The organism is Streptomyces sp. NPDC020490 (genome assembly GCF_044335305.1).
GTDB lineage: Bacteria > Actinomycetota > Actinomycetes > Streptomycetales > Streptomycetaceae > Streptomyces.
On record NZ_JBIRUY010000069.1, the window covers coordinates 1 to 19,303 of the forward strand.

Annotated in this window: 5 protein-coding genes and 1 pseudogene; 3 read left to right on the forward strand and 3 right to left on the reverse strand. The window is 74.6% G+C overall.

The genetic code is table 11. From position 1 onward, the window contains the following. The first annotated feature begins 145 nt into the window (after positions 1-145). Positions 146-1,054: an NAD(P)-dependent oxidoreductase gene (locus ACH4ZX_RS39230; RefSeq protein ID WP_398283546.1), complete on the forward strand. Its 909-nt coding sequence runs from the start codon at positions 146-148 to the stop codon at positions 1,052-1,054. A 165-nt stretch (positions 1,055-1,219) separates the two neighbouring features. Here ACH4ZX_RS39230 and ACH4ZX_RS39235 read toward each other — a convergent pair whose 3' ends face one another. The 3 genes from ACH4ZX_RS39235 to ACH4ZX_RS39245 form a co-directional block, all read right to left on the reverse strand. Next, the gene (locus tag ACH4ZX_RS39235; RefSeq protein WP_398283548.1) at positions 1,220-2,395 is read right to left on the reverse strand and encodes an acyl-CoA dehydrogenase family protein; all 1,176 of its coding nucleotides are present in this window, start codon (positions 2,393-2,395) and stop codon (positions 1,220-1,222) included. A 114-nt stretch (positions 2,396-2,509) separates the two neighbouring features. Beyond that, positions 2,510-2,935 carry a YybH family protein gene (locus tag ACH4ZX_RS39240; protein WP_398283550.1) on the reverse strand — a complete coding sequence of 142 codons (426 nt, stop codon included), beginning with the start codon at positions 2,933-2,935 and terminating at the stop codon, positions 2,510-2,512. Between the two features lie 105 nt (positions 2,936-3,040). Beyond that, positions 3,041-3,418 (reverse strand): YybH family protein, encoded by a 378-nt coding sequence (locus ACH4ZX_RS39245; protein WP_398283552.1) that lies wholly within the window; start codon positions 3,416-3,418, stop codon positions 3,041-3,043. Positions 3,419-3,671: 253 nt separating this feature from the next. Between ACH4ZX_RS39245 and ACH4ZX_RS39250 the strand changes: the two genes are divergently transcribed. Beyond that, positions 3,672-17,351 (forward strand): SDR family NAD(P)-dependent oxidoreductase, encoded by a 13,680-nt coding sequence (locus ACH4ZX_RS39250; protein ID WP_398283554.1) that lies wholly within the window; start codon positions 3,672-3,674, stop codon positions 17,349-17,351. 62 nt (positions 17,352-17,413) lie between these two features. After that, positions 17,414-19,303, forward strand: a pseudogene (locus tag ACH4ZX_RS39255) (type I polyketide synthase); the annotation flags it as partial.

Consider the following 19,303-nt stretch of genomic DNA (forward strand, 5'->3'; position numbering starts at 1 on the left):
CTTGGTCGACAACCCATCTACCAGGAGCTTCACCTCTTCCGGAACATCACCCCCACGCCAACTGGTCAGCCGCTCAGCCAAGTTGGAAACGGCTCCTTGTTTTGATGACCCGGCGCATTTTCCATGTCGGGGAAACGGAGTCTTCATGGCGGACAAGGATCGTGCACCGGTGACCGTCATCGGTCTGGGGCTGATGGGCCACGCGCTGGCCACCGCGTTCCTGGAGGGAGGCCATCCGACCACGGTGTGGAACCGCTCGGCCGGCAGAGCGGACGGGCTGGTGGCGCGGGGCGCGGTGCGCGCCGCCGCACCGGCCGAGGCGGTCACGGCCGCCGAGCTGATCGTCGTGTGCGTGTCGGACAACGACGTCCTGCACGCCGTACTGGACCCGGTGACCGACCGCTTGGCGGGCCGGGTGGTGGCCAATCTGAGCTCCGGCTCCTCCGACGAGGCCCGCGCGAACGCGGACTGGGCGCGCCGGGCGGGCTTCGACTACCTGGACGGCGCGATCATGACCGTACCGGCCGGGGTGGGGGCCGAGGACTCGGTGTTCCTCTACGCCGGACCCGAGCGGGCCTACGCACGGCACGCCGAGGCGCTGCGGCTGCTGGGCGGCGGCACCACCCACCTCGGCGAGGACCACGGACTCGCGCCGCTGTACGACGTGGCGCTGCTCGGCATGATGTGGGGCACCCTGAACAGCTTCCTGCACGGCGCCGCCCTGCTGGCCACCGCCGACGTCAAGGCGTCGGACTTCCTGCCCTGGGCGGTCAGGTGGGTGGACGCCGTCAAGGTGTTCGCCGCCGACTACGCCGGGCAGATCGACGCCGGGGACGGCGCCTACCCGGCTCGGGACGCGACGCTGGAGGTGCACTTCGGCGCGTCGGCGCACCTGCTCCACGAGAGCCGGTCGCAGGGCGTCGACGCCGAACTGCCGCGCTTCGCGCACGCCCTGATGGAGCGCGCCATCGCCCGCGGCCTCGGCGGCAACAGCTACGCCGGCATGATCGAGCTGTTCCGCGGCCCGGAGCGCGGCTCGCCGGAGCAGCCGTAGCCCGGAGACGGCACAGGCCCGGACCGCGGAAACGGGGTCCGGGCCTACGGCGTGCCGGCGCGGGGGACACCGCACGCCCGCGCGGGGACCGCCGCCGTCGGTCCCCGCCGTCGGTCCCCGCCGTCGGGACGGCCCTCGCCGGATCGCGGGAGGGCCGGAGGAAGGTCAGAGGAAGTACGTGCCGGGCTCCAGCCCCATCAGCACCCGGCCCTGCACCTCCAGGTTCGCCCCGAGCTGGACCAGGGCGTGCAGGGAGAAGCCCTGGATGTCACGGTGGAAGCGCTGCAGGTCCACCTCGTTGCGGATCACCGAACCGCCGCTCGCCGCGTACAGCGACTCGACGGCCTCCTTGGCCAGTTGACCGGCGTACGCGGTGCGGCCCCGGATGACGGCCTTCTCCTCGTCGGTGGGCTGCTCGCCGGCGTCGGCCCGCCGCTGGAGCACCTCCAGGCAGCGCTCGTTCAGCGCCCGGGCGGCCTCGATCTTGTTGGCGGCGACGGCCAGCTGCTGCTGGGTGACCGGGTGTTCGCGCTGGTCGGTCCAGTCCGTGTAGGTGATGCCGCGGCCGGGCACCCGCTCCAGGAACAGCTCGTACGCGCCCTGGGCGATGCCGGTCAGGGCCGCCGCCACATTGGTGAGGATGTAGCCCAGCAGGCCGTAGTTGCGGCCCGTCGCACCGGTGTTGGCGCGGTCGCCGGTGGCGCTGACCATCGCCTCCTCCAGCGGCACCGTGCGGTAGGCCGGTACGAAGAGGTCGTCGGCCGTGACCGTGACGCTGCCGGTGCCCGCGCCGGAGGAGACCTGCCAGTCGTCGTCCAGGGTCAGCTCACCGGTCGGCACGAGCGCGACCAGCTCCTGGTGCGAGCCGTCCGGCTGCTCCACCACGCCGGCCAGCAGATCCCAGTCGGCGCCGCGCACCCCGGAGTTGAACCGCCAGGTGCCGGTGAGCCGGTAGCCGCCGTCCACCGGCCGCAGCGTGCCGGTCGGCGCGAACACGATCGACACCCGGGTGGAGCCGCCGGCGAAGACCTCCTCCTGGGCCCGGTCGGGATAGAGGCTGACGCACCAGGCGCTGGTCAGCCACACCATGGTCAGCCAGCCCGTGGACGGGCAGCCGCGCGCCACCTCGGACACCACCCGCGCCTGCCGGCCCGCGTCCAGGTCGAGCCCGCCGTGGTTCCTCGGCACCGCGGCCCGGAAGACCCCGGCCTTCTCCAGCAGTTGGATGTTCTCCTCGACGATCCAGCGGCGGCGTTCGCTCTCCTGCCCGTTGTGGCGCAGGGCCGGTACGGCGGCGCGCACCCCGTCGAGGACGGAGGCGAGTTCTTCTTCGGTGGCCATGGGTATTGCTCCTCGTCTCAACGGTTCAGGAAAACTGCGTGTTCGAGCCGGGGCCCGGCGGTGTGCCTCCGGGAAGCCGCCTTCCCGGACGCACACCGCGCATCGGGATGCCGCCTACTCCGCCACCAGGCCGGTGGCGGCCACCGGACGGTCGATCGACATCAGCCAGCGGCCGTCCTCGCCCCGCCGCAGCACGTCGGTGCAGACGCCCTCCAGATGGACCGGCTCGCCGTCCTCACCGGTGGTGTCGATGCTGTACTTCACCCCGATCAGGGCGACGTCCCCGGCGACGTACGCGTGCGTGACCTCCGCCTTGAGCGAGGGCTTCGGGGCCAGGAACTCCTTGAAGAACGCCAGCCGGGCCGCACCGGTGAGGGGCTCGCCGGAGAAGTTGGAGATCGAGTCCTCGCGGTACAGGCGGTTGAACAGCTCCCCGTCACCGGAGTTGAACGCCTGCAGGAAGATCTCGTTCTGTATCTCGGTGTCGTCGGTGAGGTCGGGGTTGTCGGGGTCGAAGTCGGTGGTGAAGTCGAAGGCCATGGGACCGGCCCGCCTCTCTGTGGGATGAGTGCAACGGAAGGGACGTGAGGGTGCGCCGGGCGCGCCGTGGCGCGTCGTGGCGCGTCGTGGGCGGGGCGCGGTGGGTCAGTCCTGGCCGTACGGGTCGTCCACCGCGTAGCGCCAGATGCCGTCCTCGCCGAGCCGCAGGACGTCCACACCCGTGCCGGTCAGCCGTTCCGGGGCGCCCTGGTCGTCGACCATGTCGATGACCCAGTCGACGATCAGCAGCGCGGTGTCGCCGGTCACGAACGACTGCCGGGTCGTCGTGGAGATCTTCGGCCCGCGGGCGAGGAACTCCCGCTGGTAGTCCCGCCGGGCCTGCCCGGTGAGCGGCTCTCCGGGCTCCCAGACCGCCACTGCCTCTTCCGTGTAGAAGGCGTCCAGGGTCTCGAAGTCGCCGGCGTTGAATGCCTCGACGTATTGCGCGGTGTGCTTTTCCAGGTTCTCCAGCAGCTGGGACATGGGAAGAGTCGACCTGCCTTCTCGGTAGTCGGCGTCCGGGAATTTCCGCTACGGAAACTATGCGGTGCTGCTCTGCGCCGGCCCATCGTGCGGTAATCGACCGGCCTCGCCGTAAACAGAATTACTGGATTGAGGGCGATTACTGAGGGGCGGATGAGAATCCCCTGCCTACGATCGGCCCGCCCGGTGCGCCACACGCTCTGGACAGTCCCGGCAGGTCTTGGCAATTCCGTCGGAAAGGCAGTCGAGCACGATGACGAATCAGCACCAGTCCGAATCCCCCTTCACCCGCGGCGAGGCGGAGGCGATAGCGGTCGTCGGACTGTCCTGCCGCCTGCCCGGTGCCGACGGCCCCGAGGCATTCTGGGAGCTGCTGCGCACCGGCACCGACGCCATCACGCCACCCCCCGAGGGCCGGCTGCGGTCCGCGACCGACGAGAGCGCACCCGGAGCACCCGGGGACGCCGCCCCCGGCACCCGGCACGGCGGCTTCCTCGACCGTGTCGACACCTTCGACGCCGCCTTCTTCGGCATCGCCCCGCGCGAGGCCGTCACCATGGATCCGCAGCAGCGACTCGTGCTGGAACTCGCCTGGGAGGCGCTGGAACACGGCGGCATCGTGCCCGCCACGCTGCGCGGCAGCCGCACCGCGGTGTTCGTCGGCACCCTTCGCGACGACTACGCCGCCCTTCTCTACCAGCACGGCGCCGCCGCCGTCACCCAGCACACCATGGCCGGGGTCAACCGCGGGGTCATCGCCAACCGGGTGTCCTACCATCTCGGGCTCCAGGGCCCCAGCCTCACCGTGGACTCGGCCCAGTCCTCCTCGCTGGTCGCCGTCCACCTCGCCTGCGAGTCACTGCGCGCAGGCGAGGCGGACGCGGCGATCGTCGCAGGCGTCAACCTCAACCTGCTCGCCGAGGCCGCGGTCGCGCAGGAGCGGTTCGGCGGCCTGTCCCCGGACGGCACCACCTACACCTTCGACGCCCGCGCCAACGGCTTCGTCCGCGGCGAGGGCGGCGCCGCCGTGGTCCTCAAGCCGCTGTCCCGCGCCCTCGCCGACGGCGACCCGGTCCTCGCCGTGGTCCGCGGCAGCGCCGTCAACAACGACGGCTCCACCCCCGGCCTCACCGTGCCCGGCCGGGCCACCCAGGAACAGGTGCTGCGCGAGGCGTACGAACGGGCGGGCATCGACCCCGCCCAGGTGCAGTACGTCGAACTGCACGGCACCGGAACCCCGGTCGGCGACCCGGTCGAGGCCGCCGCACTCGGCGCGGTGCTCGGCCGGGACCGGGCCGGGGCCGCGCCGCTGCGGGTCGGCTCGGTGAAGACCAACATCGGCCACCTGGAAGGCGCGGCGGGCATCACGGGCCTGGTCAAGACCGTCCTGGCGGTCGACCGCCGCAGCCTGCCGCCGAGCCTCAACTTCGCGACGCCGAACCCGGCCGTCCCGCTCGCCGGCCTCGGCCTGGAGGTCCAGCGCGACCTCTCGGCCTGGCCCGCCCCCGACCGGCCGCTGATCGCGGGCGTGTCCTCCTTCGGCATGGGCGGCACCAACGCCCACGTGGTGCTCCAGGAGGCACCGGCCACGCACCGGGAGCCGGCCGGACAGCCCGCCGGGTCCGGAGCCGCGCTGCGGCCCTGGCCGGTCTCGGCCCGCGGCGACGACGCCCTGCGGGCACAGGCGCGGCGGCTGCGGGCCGCCGTCGAGGGCGAGAGCGCCCCGCGCCCCGAGGACGTCGGCTGGTCGCTGGCCGCGACCCGGACGGTCTTCACGCACCGCGCCGTCGTCCTCGGCGCCGACCGGGACGCCATGCTGGCCGGGCTCGACGCGCTCGGCGCCGGTGCCGCCGCCGGCCACGTCGTCACCGGAACCGTCCGGCCCGGCCGGACCGCGCTGCTGTTCACCGGGCAGGGCGCCCAGCGCCTCGGCATGGGCCGCGAACTGCGCACCGCCTTCCCGGAGTTCGCCGCCGCCTTCGACGAGGTGTGCGCCGTACTCGATCCGCTGCTGGACCGCCCGCTCGCCGAGGTGATCGACTCCGGCGACGGCCTGGACGACACCGGGTACACCCAGCCCGCGCTGTTCGCCGTCGAAGTCGCCCTGTACCGGCTGCTGACCTCCTGGGGCGTGACCGCCGACCTGGTCGCCGGCCACTCCATCGGCGAGATCGCCGCCGCGCACGTCGCGGGCGTACTGTCCCTGCCGGACGCCGCCCGGCTGGTCGCCGCCCGCGGCCGGCTGATGCAGCGACTGCCGGCCGGCGGGGCCATGGTCGCCGTGGAGGCCGCCGAGGACGAGGTGCTGCCGCTGCTCGCGGAGCACGCGGACGAGGTCGCCGTCGCCGCCGTCAACGGGCCCCGGTCCGTCGTGCTGTCCGGCACCGAGGAGCCCGTCACTCGGATCGCGGAGCGGCTCGCCGCCGACGGCCGCCGCACCCGCCGGCTGGCCGTCTCGCACGCCTTCCACTCCCCGCTGATGACCCCGATGCTGGAGGACTTCCGCCGCGTCGTCACCGCACTCACCTTCCACGAGCCGCGTACCCCGGCCGTGTCCACGGTGACCGGCCGCCCGGTCGAGCCCGGCCGGTGGACGTCCCCCGACTACTGGGTCGAGCAGGTGCGTCGCCCGGTCCGGTTCCTGGACGCCGTACGCGCCCTGGCCGCCGAGGGCGCGGTCACCCTCCTGGAGCTGGGACCCGACGCCGTCTGCGCACCGATGGCCGCCGACTGCCTGGCGGACACCGAGGCGACGCTGCCGCTGGCCACGCTGCGGGCCGGCCGGCCCGAGCAGCGCACCCTGCTCACGGCGCTCGCCACGGCGTTCGTGCGCGGCACGGACGTCGACTGGACGGCCGTCCACGCCGGCGCCGGCGGCCGACGCGTCGCCCTGCCCACCTACGCCTTTCAGCGCGAGTCCTACTGGATCGGCGGCACCGCCCGCACCTCGGCCCTCCCCGCCGAGGTCCCGCCGGCGGCGGCCGAGCCCGCAGCCCGGCCGGAGACGGCCGCGCTGCCGGGCGCCGACCCCACGGCCCTCGTCCTGGACCGGATCGCCGCGGTCCTGGAGTACCCCGACGGGCGCCGGGTCGAGGCCCACAGCACCTTCAAGGACCTCGGCTTCGACTCCCTGATGTCGGTCGAACTGCGCAACGCGCTGTCCGCCGCCACCGGCCTGCGACTGCCGAGCGGTCTCCTCTTCGACCACCCCACCCCGGCCGCCCTCGTGGACCACCTCGCCACCCTGCTGACCGGCACCGGACCGGACGACGACGAACTGCCGCCGGCCGCGGAGTCCGACGAGCCGATCGCGATCGTCGGCATGGCGTGCCGCTACCCGGGCGGGATCGGCTCCCCGGAGGACCTGTGGCGGCTCGTGGCCGAGGGCGGTGACGCCGTCTCCGGCTTCCCCACCGACCGCGGCTGGGACCCCGGCCTCTACGACGGCGACGCCACCGCGAGCGGCCACAGCACCGTCCGCGAGGGCGGCTTCCTGCGGGACGCCCCCCTCTTCGACAACGAGTTCTTCGGCATCTCGCCCCGCGAGGCCCTCGCCATGGACCCGCAGCAGCGCCTGCTGCTGGAGACCGCCTGGGAGGCCGTGGAGCGGGCCGGCCTCGACGCCGCCGCCCTGAAGGGCACCCGCACGGGCGTCTTCGTCGGTGCCACGGCCCTGGAGTACGGGCCCCGGATGCACGAGGCCCCCGACACCGTCGAGGGCCATGTACTGACCGGCACCACCCCGAGCGTCCTGTCCGGCCGTATCGCCTACCAGCTCGGCCTGATCGGCCCGGCCGTGACCGTCGACACCGCCTGCTCCTCGTCGCTCGTCGCCCTGCACCTGGCGATCCGGTCCCTGCGCTCCGGCGAGACCACCCTCGCCCTGGCCGGCGGCGTCACCGTGATGTCCTCGCCCGGCATGTTCGTGGAGTTCTCCCGGCAGCGGGGTCTGGCCCCGGACGGCCGGTCCAAGTCCTTCGCCGCGGCGGCCGACGGCACCTCCTGGTCGGAGGGCGTCGGACTGCTCGTGGTCGAGCGGCTGTCGGACGCGCGCCGCAACGGCCACCGGGTGCTCGCGGTGGTCCGGGGCAGCGCGGTGAACCAGGACGGGGCGAGCAACGGACTGACCGCGCCGAACGGCCCCTCCCAGGAACGGGTCGTCCGCCAGGCCCTGCACGACGCGCGTCTGCGCCCGGCGGACGTGGACGTGGTGGAGGCGCACGGTACGGGGACCCGGCTGGGCGACCCGATCGAGGCGCAGGCACTCCTGGCGACGTACGGCCAGGACCGTGAACAGCCTCTGTATCTCGGCTCGTTGAAGTCGAACATCGGGCATGCGCAGGCCGCTGCCGGGGTGGGCGGGGTCATCAAGACGGTGCAGGCGATGCGGCACGGGGTGATGCCGAGGACGCTGCACGTGGACGAGCCGACGCCGATGGTGGACTGGTCGGGCGGTGCGGTGGAGCTGCTGACGGAGGAGCGGGCGTGGCCGCGTGGGGAGCGGCCGCGCCGGGCGGGTGTGTCGTCGTTCGGCATCAGCGGCACCAACGCCCACGTCATCATCGAGGAACCCGAGCCGGAGGAGTCCGCGCCCGACGCGCCCGACGCGCCCGACGCATCCGACGCGCCCGACTCGGCCGGTCCCTGGCTGCTGTCCGCGCACAGCCGGGAAGCCCTCTCCGCCCAGGCCGAACGCCTGCGCGTCCACGTGTCCGCCGGACCGGCCCGGCCCGCCGACATCGGCCACTCCCTCGCCGCCACCCGCACCGCCCTGCCCGAGCGGGCCGTGCTCACCGGCAGTACACCCGAGGAACTGTCGGCCGCGCTGGACGCGCTCGCCGCGGGCGAGCCGTCGCCCGCCGTGATCGGCGGCAGCGCCGCCGGTGCGGGCCGCACCGCGGTCCTGTTCACCGGGCAGGGCGCCCAGCGGCTCGGCATGGGCCGCGAACTGCGCGCTTCCTCGCCCGTGTTCGCCGCGGCCCTGGACGAGGCCTGCGCCGCCCTCGACCCGCACCTCGAACACCCGTTGCGCGACGTGCTGTTCGCCCACGACGACAGCCCCTTGGCCGCGCTGCTGCACACCACCGCGTACACCCAGCCGGCGCTGTTCGCGGTGGAGACCGCGCTGTTCCGGCTCGCCGGACACCACGGCCTGGTGCCCGACCTGCTGGCCGGACACTCCATCGGTGAGGTCACCGCCGCCCATGTGGCCGGCGTGCTCACGCTGCCCGACGCCGCCCGGCTGGTCGCCGCGCGCGGCCGGCTGATGCAGTCCGCCCGGACCGGCGGCGCCATGGTCGCGATCGAGGCCGAGGAGGCCGAACTCACCCCCGAGCTGGAGGAGCTGACCGGACGGCTCGCGCTCGCCGCGGTCAACGGGCCCGCCTCCGTGGTGGTGTCCGGCGACGAGGACGCCGTGACGGCCCTCGCCGAGAGCTGGCGCGCCCGCGGCCGCCGCACCCGTCGGCTCCAGGTCAGCCACGCCTTCCACTCGCCGCACATGGACCAGGTCCTGGACGAGTTCCGCGCGGTCGCCGAGAGCCTCACCTTCCACGCGCCGCGCATCCCCCTCGTCTCGACCGTCACCGGCGAGGTCGCCACCGTGGCGGAGCTGACCTCGCCCGGCTACTGGGCGGACCAGATCCGGCGGCCGGTGCGCTTCCTCGACGCCGTCCGCACCCTCTCCCGGCAGGGCGTCACCGTATTCGTCGAAGCCGGCCCCGACCCCGTGCTGACCGCGCTCACCCGCTCCGCGCTCGGCGACGACGTCACGGCCGTACCGCTGATGAGGGCGGGCCACTCCGAGCCCGACACCCTCACCGCCGGGCTGGCCCGCGCCTGGGCGCACGGGGCCCCGCTGGACGGCACCACCTTCCACCCCGGCGGCCGGCGGGTCGACCTGCCGACGTACGCCTTCCGGCGCAGCCGCTTCTGGCTCGCGCCCGAAGGCCCGTCCGACACACGCGCCCTCGGCCTCGACCCGGCCGGGCACCCGCTGCTGCACACCGCCGTCGACCTCGCCGGGCGGGACGACACACTGCTCACCGGCAGGTTCTCCACCGACAGCCACCCCTGGCTGGCCGACCACGCCATCGGCGGCACGGTCCTGGTGCCCGCCACCGCCTTCCTCGAACTGGCCCTCGCCGCGGCCGGCCGCACCGGCGCCGACCGGGTCGACGAGCTGACGCTGGAAGCCCCGCTGGTGCTGCCGGAGCACACCCCGGTACGCGTCCAGGTCGCTGTCGGCGCCCCCGGACCGTCCGGCGAGCGGAGCTTCACCGTCCACGCCCGGCCGGAGACCGCCGCCGGCGTGCCGGAGGAGTGGACCCGGCACGCCACCGGCGTCCTCGGCGCCGCCCGCGCGGCCGACGGCGACCACGCCCCGGCCCTGCCCGGCCCGTGGCCGCCCGCCGGGGCCACCGCCGAGGACCTGGACGGGGTGTACGACCGCCTCGGTGCGCTCGGCTACGGGTACGGCCCCGCGTTCCAGTGCCTGACCGGTCTGTGGCGGTCCGGGGACGACCTGTTCGCCGAGGTCGCGCTGCCCGCCGAACAGCACCCGGCGGCCGAACGGTTCGGGCTCCACCCGGCACTGTTCGACGCCCTGCTGCATCCGCTGGTGCTGCACGCCGCCGACGGCACGGCGACCGACGGGATCCGGCTGCCGTTCGCGTGCACCGGCACCCGTATCCACGCCACCGGCGCGACCTCGCTGCGGGTCCGCATCACCCCGGCCGGGCCCGACAGGTACACGCTGACGGCCGTCGACCCGGCCGGAGCCCCGGTGGTCTCCCTGGACGCCCTGTCCCTGCGTCCCGTCCCCGCGGACCGCCTGGCAGCCGCCGCCGCAGGCCGCGACGACACACCGTACGAGGTCAGGTGGGCCCCGGTGCCGACGCCCACCGCGGGGGAGCTGCGCGTCGCGGAGGTCACGGGCGACGACCTCCCGGAGGCGGACGTCCTGCTGGTCCGTGCCGAGCACCTCGCCGCGGCCGCAGCCGACGGACTGCCGGCCGCCGCGCACCGGACGGTCACCGCCTTCCTGGACCTGCTCCAGCGGTTCCTCGCCGACCCCCGGCTCGATGGCGCACGGCTGCTCGTCGTCACCCGTGGCGCGGTCGCTACCGCGCCCGACGAGGACGTACCCGGCCTGGCTGCCGCGCCCGTCCTGGGCCTCGCGCGGTCCGCGCAGTCCGAGCACCCCGGCCGGATCGTGCTGCTCGACACCGACACCGACCTGCCCGCCGACGATCCGCTGCCGGCCGCCGCCATGGCCGCCGCCGAGCCCCAACTCGCGCTGCGCAAGGGCGCTTTCAGCGCACCCCGCCTGGTGCGCGGCACCACCGCGACCGCCCCGGCCGCCGCCCCGCTCGGTACGGGCGCGGTCCTGGTCACCGGCGGCACCGGAGGCCTCGGCGCCCTGTTCGCCCGGCATCTGGTGCGGGTGCACGGGGTGCGGGAGCTGGTGCTGGTGAGCCGGCGTGGTCCGGATGCTCCGGGTGCGGGTGAACTCCGTGACGAGTTGGCGGGGTTGGGGGCTTCGGTGCGTGTCGAGGCCTGTGATGTGGCTGATCGGGAGCAGGTGGCCGGGCTGGTGGGCCGGGTCGGTGACCGGCTGTCGGCCGTGGTGCACACGGCGGGTGTGCTGGACGACGCGACGGTGGAGGGGCTGACCGGTGAGCGGCTGGAGTCGGTGCTGCGGCCGAAGGCCGACGCCGCCTGGCAGTTGCACGACCTCACCCGCGGCCTGGACCTGAGTGCCTTCGTCCTGTTCTCCTCGGTCTCCGGTCTGCTCGGTACGGCGGGGCAGGGCAACTACGCGGCGGGCAACGCCTTCCTGGACGCCCTCGCCGCCCACCGGCGTGCCCACGGGCTGCCCGCGCTGTCCCTCGCCTGGGGCCTGTGGGACGCCACCCACGGCATGGGCGCCTCGCTCGCCGAGTCCGACCTGGCCCGCTGGACCCGGGCCGGCATCCGGCCGCTGACCCCCGAACAGGGACTCGCCCTGTTCGACGCCGCGCTCACCGGCGCGCCCGCCCTCAGCGTTCCCGTCGCCCTCGACCTGCCCGCCCTGCACGCGGCGGGCGCCGAGCCCGCCGCCCTCCTGCGCGGTCTGGTCCGCACCCGGCCACGGCGCGCCGCGGCCGCGGCAGCGAGCGGCGACAGCGGCGACTGGGCCGCGCGCACGGCCGCGCTCCCCGAGGAGCAACGCCGGGAGATGGTGCTCGACCTCGTGCGCGGCACGGTCGCCGGCGTCCTCGGGCACACCGACCCGCAGCGCCTCGACCCCCGGCGCGCCTTCAAGGACATCGGCTTCGACTCGCTCGCCGGCGTGGAGCTGCGCAACCGGCTGAACGCGGCGACCGGCCTGCGGCTGCCCGCCACCGTCGTCTTCGACCACCCCTCGCCCGAGGCCGTCGCGAACCTGCTGCTGTCCCGGCTGCCCGGTTCCGCCGCCGGCGGCGCCGCGGACCGGCCGGTGCGGGCCGCGGCGGACGAGCCGGTCGCGATCGTCGGCATGGCGTGCCGCTACCCGGGCGGGATCGGCTCCCCGGAGGACCTGTGGCGGCTCGTGGCCGAGGGCGAGGACGCCGTCTCCGGCTTCCCGGACAACCGCGGCTGGGACCTCGACGCCCTCTACGACCCCGACCCCGAGCGGACCGGCACCTCCTACGTGCGGCACGGAGGCTTCCTGCACGAAGCCGACCTGTTCGACAACGAGTTCTTCGGCATCTCACCCCGCGAGGCCACCGCCATGGACCCGCAGCACCGGCTGCTGCTGGAGACCGCGTGGGAGACCTTCGAGAGCGCCGGGATCGACCCGACCGGCCTGCGCGGCTCCGGCACGGGCGTCTTCGTCGGCGCCATGTACGACGACTACGTGTCCCGGCTCGCCGCGAGTCCCGAGGAGTACGAGGGCTTCCTGCTCGCCGGGAACCTCTCCAGCGTGGTGTCCGGCCGGCTGTCGTACACGTACGGCCTGGAGGGCCCCGCGGTCACCGTGGACACCGCCTGCTCCTCGTCCCTGGTCGCGCTGCACCTGGCGGCGAACGCGCTGCGAGGCGGCGAGTGCGACCTCGCCCTGGCCGGCGGTGTCACCGTGATGGCCGGACCGCACGTCTTCATCGAGTTCTCGCGGCAGCGGGGCCTGGCCCCGGACGGCCGGTCCAAGTCCTTCGCCGCCGCGGCCGACGGCACCGGCTGGTCGGAGGGCGTCGGACTGCTGCTGGTGGAGCGGCTGTCGGACGCGCGCCGCAACGGGCACCGGGTGCTGGCGGTGCTGCGGGGCAGTGCGGTGAACCAGGACGGGGCGAGCAATGGGCTCACGGCGCCGAACGGTCCGTCGCAGGAGCGGGTGATCCGGCAGGCCCTGCACGACGCGCGTCTGCGCCCGGCGGATGTGGACGTGGTGGAGGCGCACGGTACGGGGACCCGGTTGGGCGACCCGATCGAGGCGCAGGCACTCCTGGCGACGTACGGCCAGGATCGTGAACGTCCGCTGTATCTGGGTTCGTTGAAGTCGAACATCGGGCATGCGCAGGCCGCTGCCGGGGTGGGCGGGGTCATCAAGATGGTGCAGGCGATGCGGCACGGGGTGATGCCGAGGACGCTGCACGTGGACGAGCCGACGCCGATGGTGGACTGGTCGGGCGGTGCGGTGGAGCTGCTGACGGAGGAGCGTGCGTGGCCGCGTGGGGAGCGGCCGCGCCGGGCGGGTGTGTCGTCGTTCGGCATCAGCGGCACCAACGCCCACGTCATCATCGAGGAACCCGAGCCGGAGAAGCCCGCGCCCGCGCGCGAACTGCCCGGCACCGGTGCCCCGTGGCTGCTGTCCGCCCGCACCGAGCCGGCCCTCGCCGCGCAGGCCGAACGGCTGCTCGCCCACCTGACCGACCACCCCGAGGCGGACCTCGCGGACATCGGCCACTCCCTGGCCACCGCGCGTGCCCTGCACGACAAGCGGGCGTACGTCGTCGCCGCCGACCGCGCCGAACTCCTCGACGGGCTGCGCACCCTGGCCCGCGGCGAGACAGGCCCCACCGCCCTGCGCGCCCCGGCCGGACAGCCCGGCAGAACCGCCGTGCTGCTCACCGGGCAGGGCGCACAGCGGCTCGGCATGGGCCGCGAACTCCACGCCGCCTCCCCGGTGTTCGCCGCCGCGCTCGACGAGGTCGCCGCCCACCTGGACCGGGAACTGGTCCGGCCGCTGAAGTCGGTGCTGTTCGCACCCGAGGGTTCGGCGGACTCGGCGCTGCTCGACCAGACGGCGTTCACGCAGGCGGCGCTGTTCGCCGTCGAGACCGCCCTGTTCCGGCTCGCCGAGCACCACGGCCTCGCCCCGGACTACCTGCTCGGCCACTCCATCGGCGAGGTCACCGCCGCCCATCTCGCGGGCGTGCTGGACCTGCCGTCGGCCGCCGTCCTCGTCGCCGAGCGCGGCCGGCTGATGCAGGCGGCGCGCGAAGGCGGCGCCATGGCCGCCGTCGAGGCCACCGAGGACGAGGTCCGCACGGCCATCGCGCCGTACGGCGACCGGATCGCCGTGGCCGCGGTCAACTCGCCCCGTTCCACGGTCGTCTCCGGCGACGCCGAAACCGTCGACGAGATCGCCGGCCTGTTCCGGGGGCGCGGAGCGCGGACCCGGCGCCTGGAGGTCAGCCACGCCTTCCACTCGCCGCACATGCAGGAGGTGCTGGAGGAGTTCCGCTCCGTCGCCGCCGACCTCACCTACCACGAGCCCCGCATCCCGGTCGTCTCCAACGTCACCGGCGCCTTCGCCACACCCGAGGAACTGGCCTCGCCCGACTACTGGACACGGCACATCCGGGGCACGGTCCGCTTCCTGGACGGGGTACGGCTGCTGGAGGAGCACGGGGTCACGGAGTGGCTGGAACTCGGCCCGGACGGCGTCCTGACCGCCTTGGTGCAGCAGTCGCTGAGCGGCGAGCCCGGCGCTGTGACCGCCGCCCTGCGCCGGGGCCGCTCCGAGCCGCGGACGTTCATCTCGGCGCTCGGCCTGCTCGGCGCACGCGGCGCCCGGCTGCGCTGGGACACCGTGTTCCCGGACGCCCGGCCCGCCCCGCTGCCCGCGTACCCCTTCCAGCGGCAGCGGTACTGGCTGGACGCCCCGGCCACCGTCGGTGACGCGGCCGGATTCGGACTGACGGCGGCCGGCCACCCGCTGCTCGGCGCCGAGGTGCCCCTCGCCGACCGCGACGAACGCGTCTTCACCGGGCGTCTCTCCCCGCACACCCACCCCTGGCTGGCCGACCACGCCGTCGCGGGCCGGGTCCTCGTGCCCGGCACCGGACTGCTGGAGATCGCCCTCGCCGCCGGCGAGCGCACCGGCGCCGCCACGGTCGGCGACCTCACCCTCGCGGCGCCCCTCACCCTCCCCGAACGCGGCGGCGTCCAGCTCCAGGTGACCGTCGGCCCCGCCGACGCCACCGGCACCCGGCCCCTGCAGATCCACTCCCGCCCCGAGAACGACCTGGCCGACGACTGGACCCTGCACGCCCAGGGCACCCTGCACCCCGACGATCCCCAGGCCCCCGGCTCCGCCCTCACCGCCTGGCCCCCGCCCGGCGCGACGGAGACCGACCTCACCGGCGCCTACGACCGGCTCGCCGCACAGAGCTACGCCTACGGGCCCGCCTTCCGCAACCTGCGCCGCCTGTGGACCGCGGGCGACGACCTCTACGCGGAGGTCGCGCTCGACGCCGAACAGCACGCCCACGCGGGCCGGTTCGCCGTACATCCGGCCCTGCTCGACGCCGCCCTGCACGCCCTGCTGCCCGGTGTGGCGGGCGAGGACGGACCACCGCTGCTGCCCTTCTCCTGGACCGACGTCCAGGTCCGGGCCACCGGCGCCACCTCCCTGAGGGTGCGGCTCACCCGCCGCACCGGCGGCACACCGGCCGTCGCGCTGACCGTCGCCGACGACACCGGAACCCCGATCGCCACCGTCGGGGAACTGACCCTGCGCCCGCTCACCGCCGACGCGCTCACCGCGGCCGTACCCCGGGCCGACGGGCTGCTCCGGGTCGACTGGGCCCCGCTGCCCGCCCCGGCGACGGACGGCACGGCCGACGGCTGGGCGGTGCTCGGCACCCCCGACCTGCTCGGTGCCGCAGGCCGCTCCCTGACCGGGTACGCCGACCTCGCCGCCCTGCAACGCGCCCTGGACGACGGCGCACCCGCGCCGGACGTCCTGCTGCTGCCCCGCACCGCGCCCACCGGCGTCGAGTCGGCTGACGTGCCGCGGAAGGCCGCCGCAGCGCTACGGGCCGTGCTCGCGGACGTCCAGGCGTGGCTGTCCGACGAACGGCTCGCCGGCACCCGGCTGGTGGCGGTCACCTGCCGCGCCGTGGCCGCCGTACCGCGGGAGGACGTGACCGACCTGGTCCACGCCCCCGTGTGGGGCCTGCTGCGCTCGGCACAGTCCGAACACCCCGGCCGGATCCAGCTCGTCGACACCGACGACCTTCAGCGGCTCGGCGCCGTGCTGCCCGCCCTGGTGGCGAGCGGAGAGCCGCAACTCGCCCAGCGCGACGCCGAGGTGCTGGTGCCGCGACTGGCGCGGATCAGGCCCACGACGGAGGAACCCGCACCGGCGTGGGGCGACGGCGCCGTGCTCGTCACGGGTGCCACCGGCACGCTGGGCGCCGTCCTGGCCCGGCATCTGGTGCGGGTGCACGGGGTGCGGGAGCTGGTGCTGGTGAGCCGGCGTGGTCCGGATGCTCCGGGTGCGGCCGAGCTTCGTGACGAGTTGGCGGGGTTGGGGGCTTCGGTGCGTGTCGAGGCCTGTGATGTGGCTGATCGGGAGCAGGTGGCCGGGCTGGTGGGCCGGGTCGGTGACCGGCTGTCGGCCGTGGTGCACACGGCGGGTGTGCTGGACGACGCGACGGTGGAGGGGCTGACCGGTGAGCGGCTGGAGTCGGTGCTGCGGCCGAAGGCCGACGCCGCCTGGCAGTTGCACGACCTCACCCGCGGCCTGGACCTGAGTGCCTTCGTCCTCTACTCCTCCGTCGCCGGTCTGCTCGGTACGGCGGGGCAGGGCAACTACGCGGCGGGCAACGCCTTCCTGGACGCCCTCGCCGCCCACCGGCGTGCCCACGGGCTGCCCGCGCTGTCCCTCGCCTGGGGCCTGTGGGAGCAGTCCAGCGCCATCAGCGGGCACCTCGCGGACACCGACCTGCGCCGCCTCGCCCGCTCCGGGCTGCTGCCGCTGGCCACCGACGACGCCCTGGCCCTGCTCGACGCCGCGCCCGCCGCCGGCGAGAGCGTCCTCGCCGTCACCCGGCTCGACGTACGCGCCCTGCGCGAGCAGAGCGGCGACCAGGTCCCGGCCGTGCTGCGCGGCCTGGTCCGCGGCCCCGCCCGCAGGCAACGGGCCCACACCACCGGTGGCCGGCAGAGCGGCCCGACACTGGCCGAACGGCTCGCCCCCCTCGCCGCCGACGAACGTGACCGGCTGCTCACCGACCTCGTACGCGCCCGCGTGGCCGCCGTGCTCGGGCACGCCGACCCCACCGCGATCGAGGCGGACCGTCCCGTGCAGGAACTCGGCTTCGACTCGCTGACCGCCGTCGAACTGCGCAACCAGCTCGGCAAGGAGACCGGTCTGCGGCTGCCCACCACGCTGGTCTACGACCACCCCACGCCCCGGGCCGTCGCCGCCTACCTCGCCGGACAGCTCGTCGTCGGGGAACGGACCCCGGACGCGCCGGTGCTCGACGAGCTGTCCCGGCTCAAGGGCGCGATCGAGTCCGCCGCCGCGGACCCCGACACCCGCGACCGGATCACCGGGCGGCTGCGCGCGCTCCTCGCCGCCGCCGACGCGGCCGCCGGACCGTCCGCCGGCACCTCCGACGACGATCTGGCATCGGCCACGGACGAGGAACTCTTCGCCCTCGTCGACGAACTCGACTGAGCACCCCCGGTGCTCCCCGCGAACCCATCCACGACATACGGGAGTTGACAGACATGGCGGGCGAGGACAAGCTCCGCGACTATCTGAAGAAGGCCGTCGCCGACGCCCGCGAGGCGCGCCGGCAGCTGCGCGAGATCGAGGACAGGCGACACGAGCCGATCGCGATCGTCGGCATGGCCTGCCGCTACCCCGGCGGCGTGGCCTCGCCCGACGACCTGTGGCGGCTCGTGGCGGACGGCACGGACGCCGTCTCCGCGTTCCCGGACAACCGCGGCTGGGACCTGGACACCCTGTACGACCCCGACCCCGACCACCCCGGCACCAGCTACGGCCGCGAGGGCGGATTCCTGTACGACGCCGACCGGTTCGAGCCGGAGTTCTTCGGTATGTCGTCCCGCGAGGCCGTCGCGATCGACCCGCAGCAGCGCCTGCTGCTGGAGACCGCCTGGGAGGCCTTCGAACACGCCGCGATCGACCCCGCCGACCTGCGCGGCTCGCGCACCGGCGTGTTCACCGGGCTCATGTACAGCGACTACGGATCCCGCTCCGACCTGCCGGCCGAGGACGTCGAGGGCTATCTGTTCAGCGGCAGCGCGGGCAGCATCGCCGCCGGCCGGCTGTCGTACACGTACGGCCTCGAGGGCCCTGCCGTCGCCGTGGACACCGCGTGCTCCTCGTCCCTGGTCGCGCTGCACCTGGCGGCGAACGCGCTGCGGGGCGGCGAGTGCGACCTCGCCCTGGCCGGTGGCGCCACGGTGATGTCCACGCCGGTCGCCTTCGTGGAGTTCTCCCGGCTGCGCGGCCTCGCTCCCGACGGACGCTGCAAGTCCTTCGGGTCCGGAGCGGACGGCGTCGGCTGGGCCGAGGGGGTGGGGCTGTTGGTGGTGGAGCGGTTGTCGGACGCGCGCCGCAACGGGCACCGGGTGCTCGCGGTGGTGCGGGGGAGCGCGGTGAACCAGGACGGGGCGAGCAATGGGCTCACGGCGCCGAACGGTCCGTCGCAGGAGCGGGTGATCCGGCAGGCCCTGAGCAGCGCGCAGCTCGCCCCGGCGGATGTGGACGTGGTGGAGGCGCACGGTACGGGGACCCGGCTGGGTGACCCGATCGAGGCGCAGGCACTCCTGGCGACGTACGGCCAGGACCGTGAACGTCCGCTGTATCTGGGTTCGTTGAAGTCGAACATCGGGCATGCGCAGGCCGCTGCCGGGGTGGGCGGGGTCATCAAGATGGTGCAGGCGATGCGGCACGGGGTGATGCCGAGGACGCTGCACGCCGAGGAGCCGTCACCCCACGTGGACTGGTCGAGCGGTGCGGTGGAGCTGCTGACCGAGGCGCGGGCGTGGCCGCGTGCGGGCCGGCAGCGCCGGGCCGGCGTGTCGTCGTTCGGCTTCGGCGGCACCAACGCCCATGTCATCGTCGAGGAGGCACCGGCCGAGACCCCCGCCGAGCCGCCGCGGTCCGCCGCCGTACCCGTTCTGCCCTGGCTGCTGTCGGGCCGTACCCCCGAGGCCGTGACCGCACAGGCCGAACGGCTGCGCGCCCACCTCGAACGGCACCCGGCCCTCGACCCCCTCGACGTGGCCTACACCCTCGCCACCGGCCGAGCCGCGCTCGACCACACAGCCACCGCCGTCGGAACGGACCGCGCCCGGCTCCTCGCCGAACTGTCCGGCCTCGACCCGCGACCTGCCTCCGCTGGTGCTTTGGGGTTGGTGTTTTCGGGTCAGGGTGCGCAGCGTGCGGGGATGGGGCGGGAGTTGGCGGAGGCGTTTCCGGTGTTCGCTTCGGCTTTGGCCGAGGTGTGTGGGGTGTTGGATCCGTTGGTGGGGGGTTCGGTGCGGGAGGTGATGTTCGCTTCGGATGCGGATGCGGATGCGGATGCGGTTGCGGATGCGGATGCGGGTGGGGGTCGGCTGGGTCGTACGGGGTGGACGCAGCCTGCGTTGTTCGCG

Coding starts and splice junctions, on each gene's coding strand:
- ACH4ZX_RS39240 (WP_398283550.1), bottom strand. CDS start 2,935: ATGGCCTTCGACTTCACCACCGACTTCGACCCCGACAACCCCGACCTC.
- ACH4ZX_RS39235 (WP_398283548.1), bottom strand. CDS start 2,395: ATGGCCACCGAAGAAGAACTCGCCTCCGTCCTCGACGGGGTGCGCGCC.
- ACH4ZX_RS39230 (WP_398283546.1), top strand. CDS start 146: ATGGCGGACAAGGATCGTGCACCGGTGACCGTCATCGGTCTGGGGCTG.
- ACH4ZX_RS39245 (WP_398283552.1), bottom strand. CDS start 3,418: ATGTCCCAGCTGCTGGAGAACCTGGAAAAGCACACCGCGCAATACGTC.
- ACH4ZX_RS39250 (WP_398283554.1), top strand. CDS start 3,672: ATGACGAATCAGCACCAGTCCGAATCCCCCTTCACCCGCGGCGAGGCG.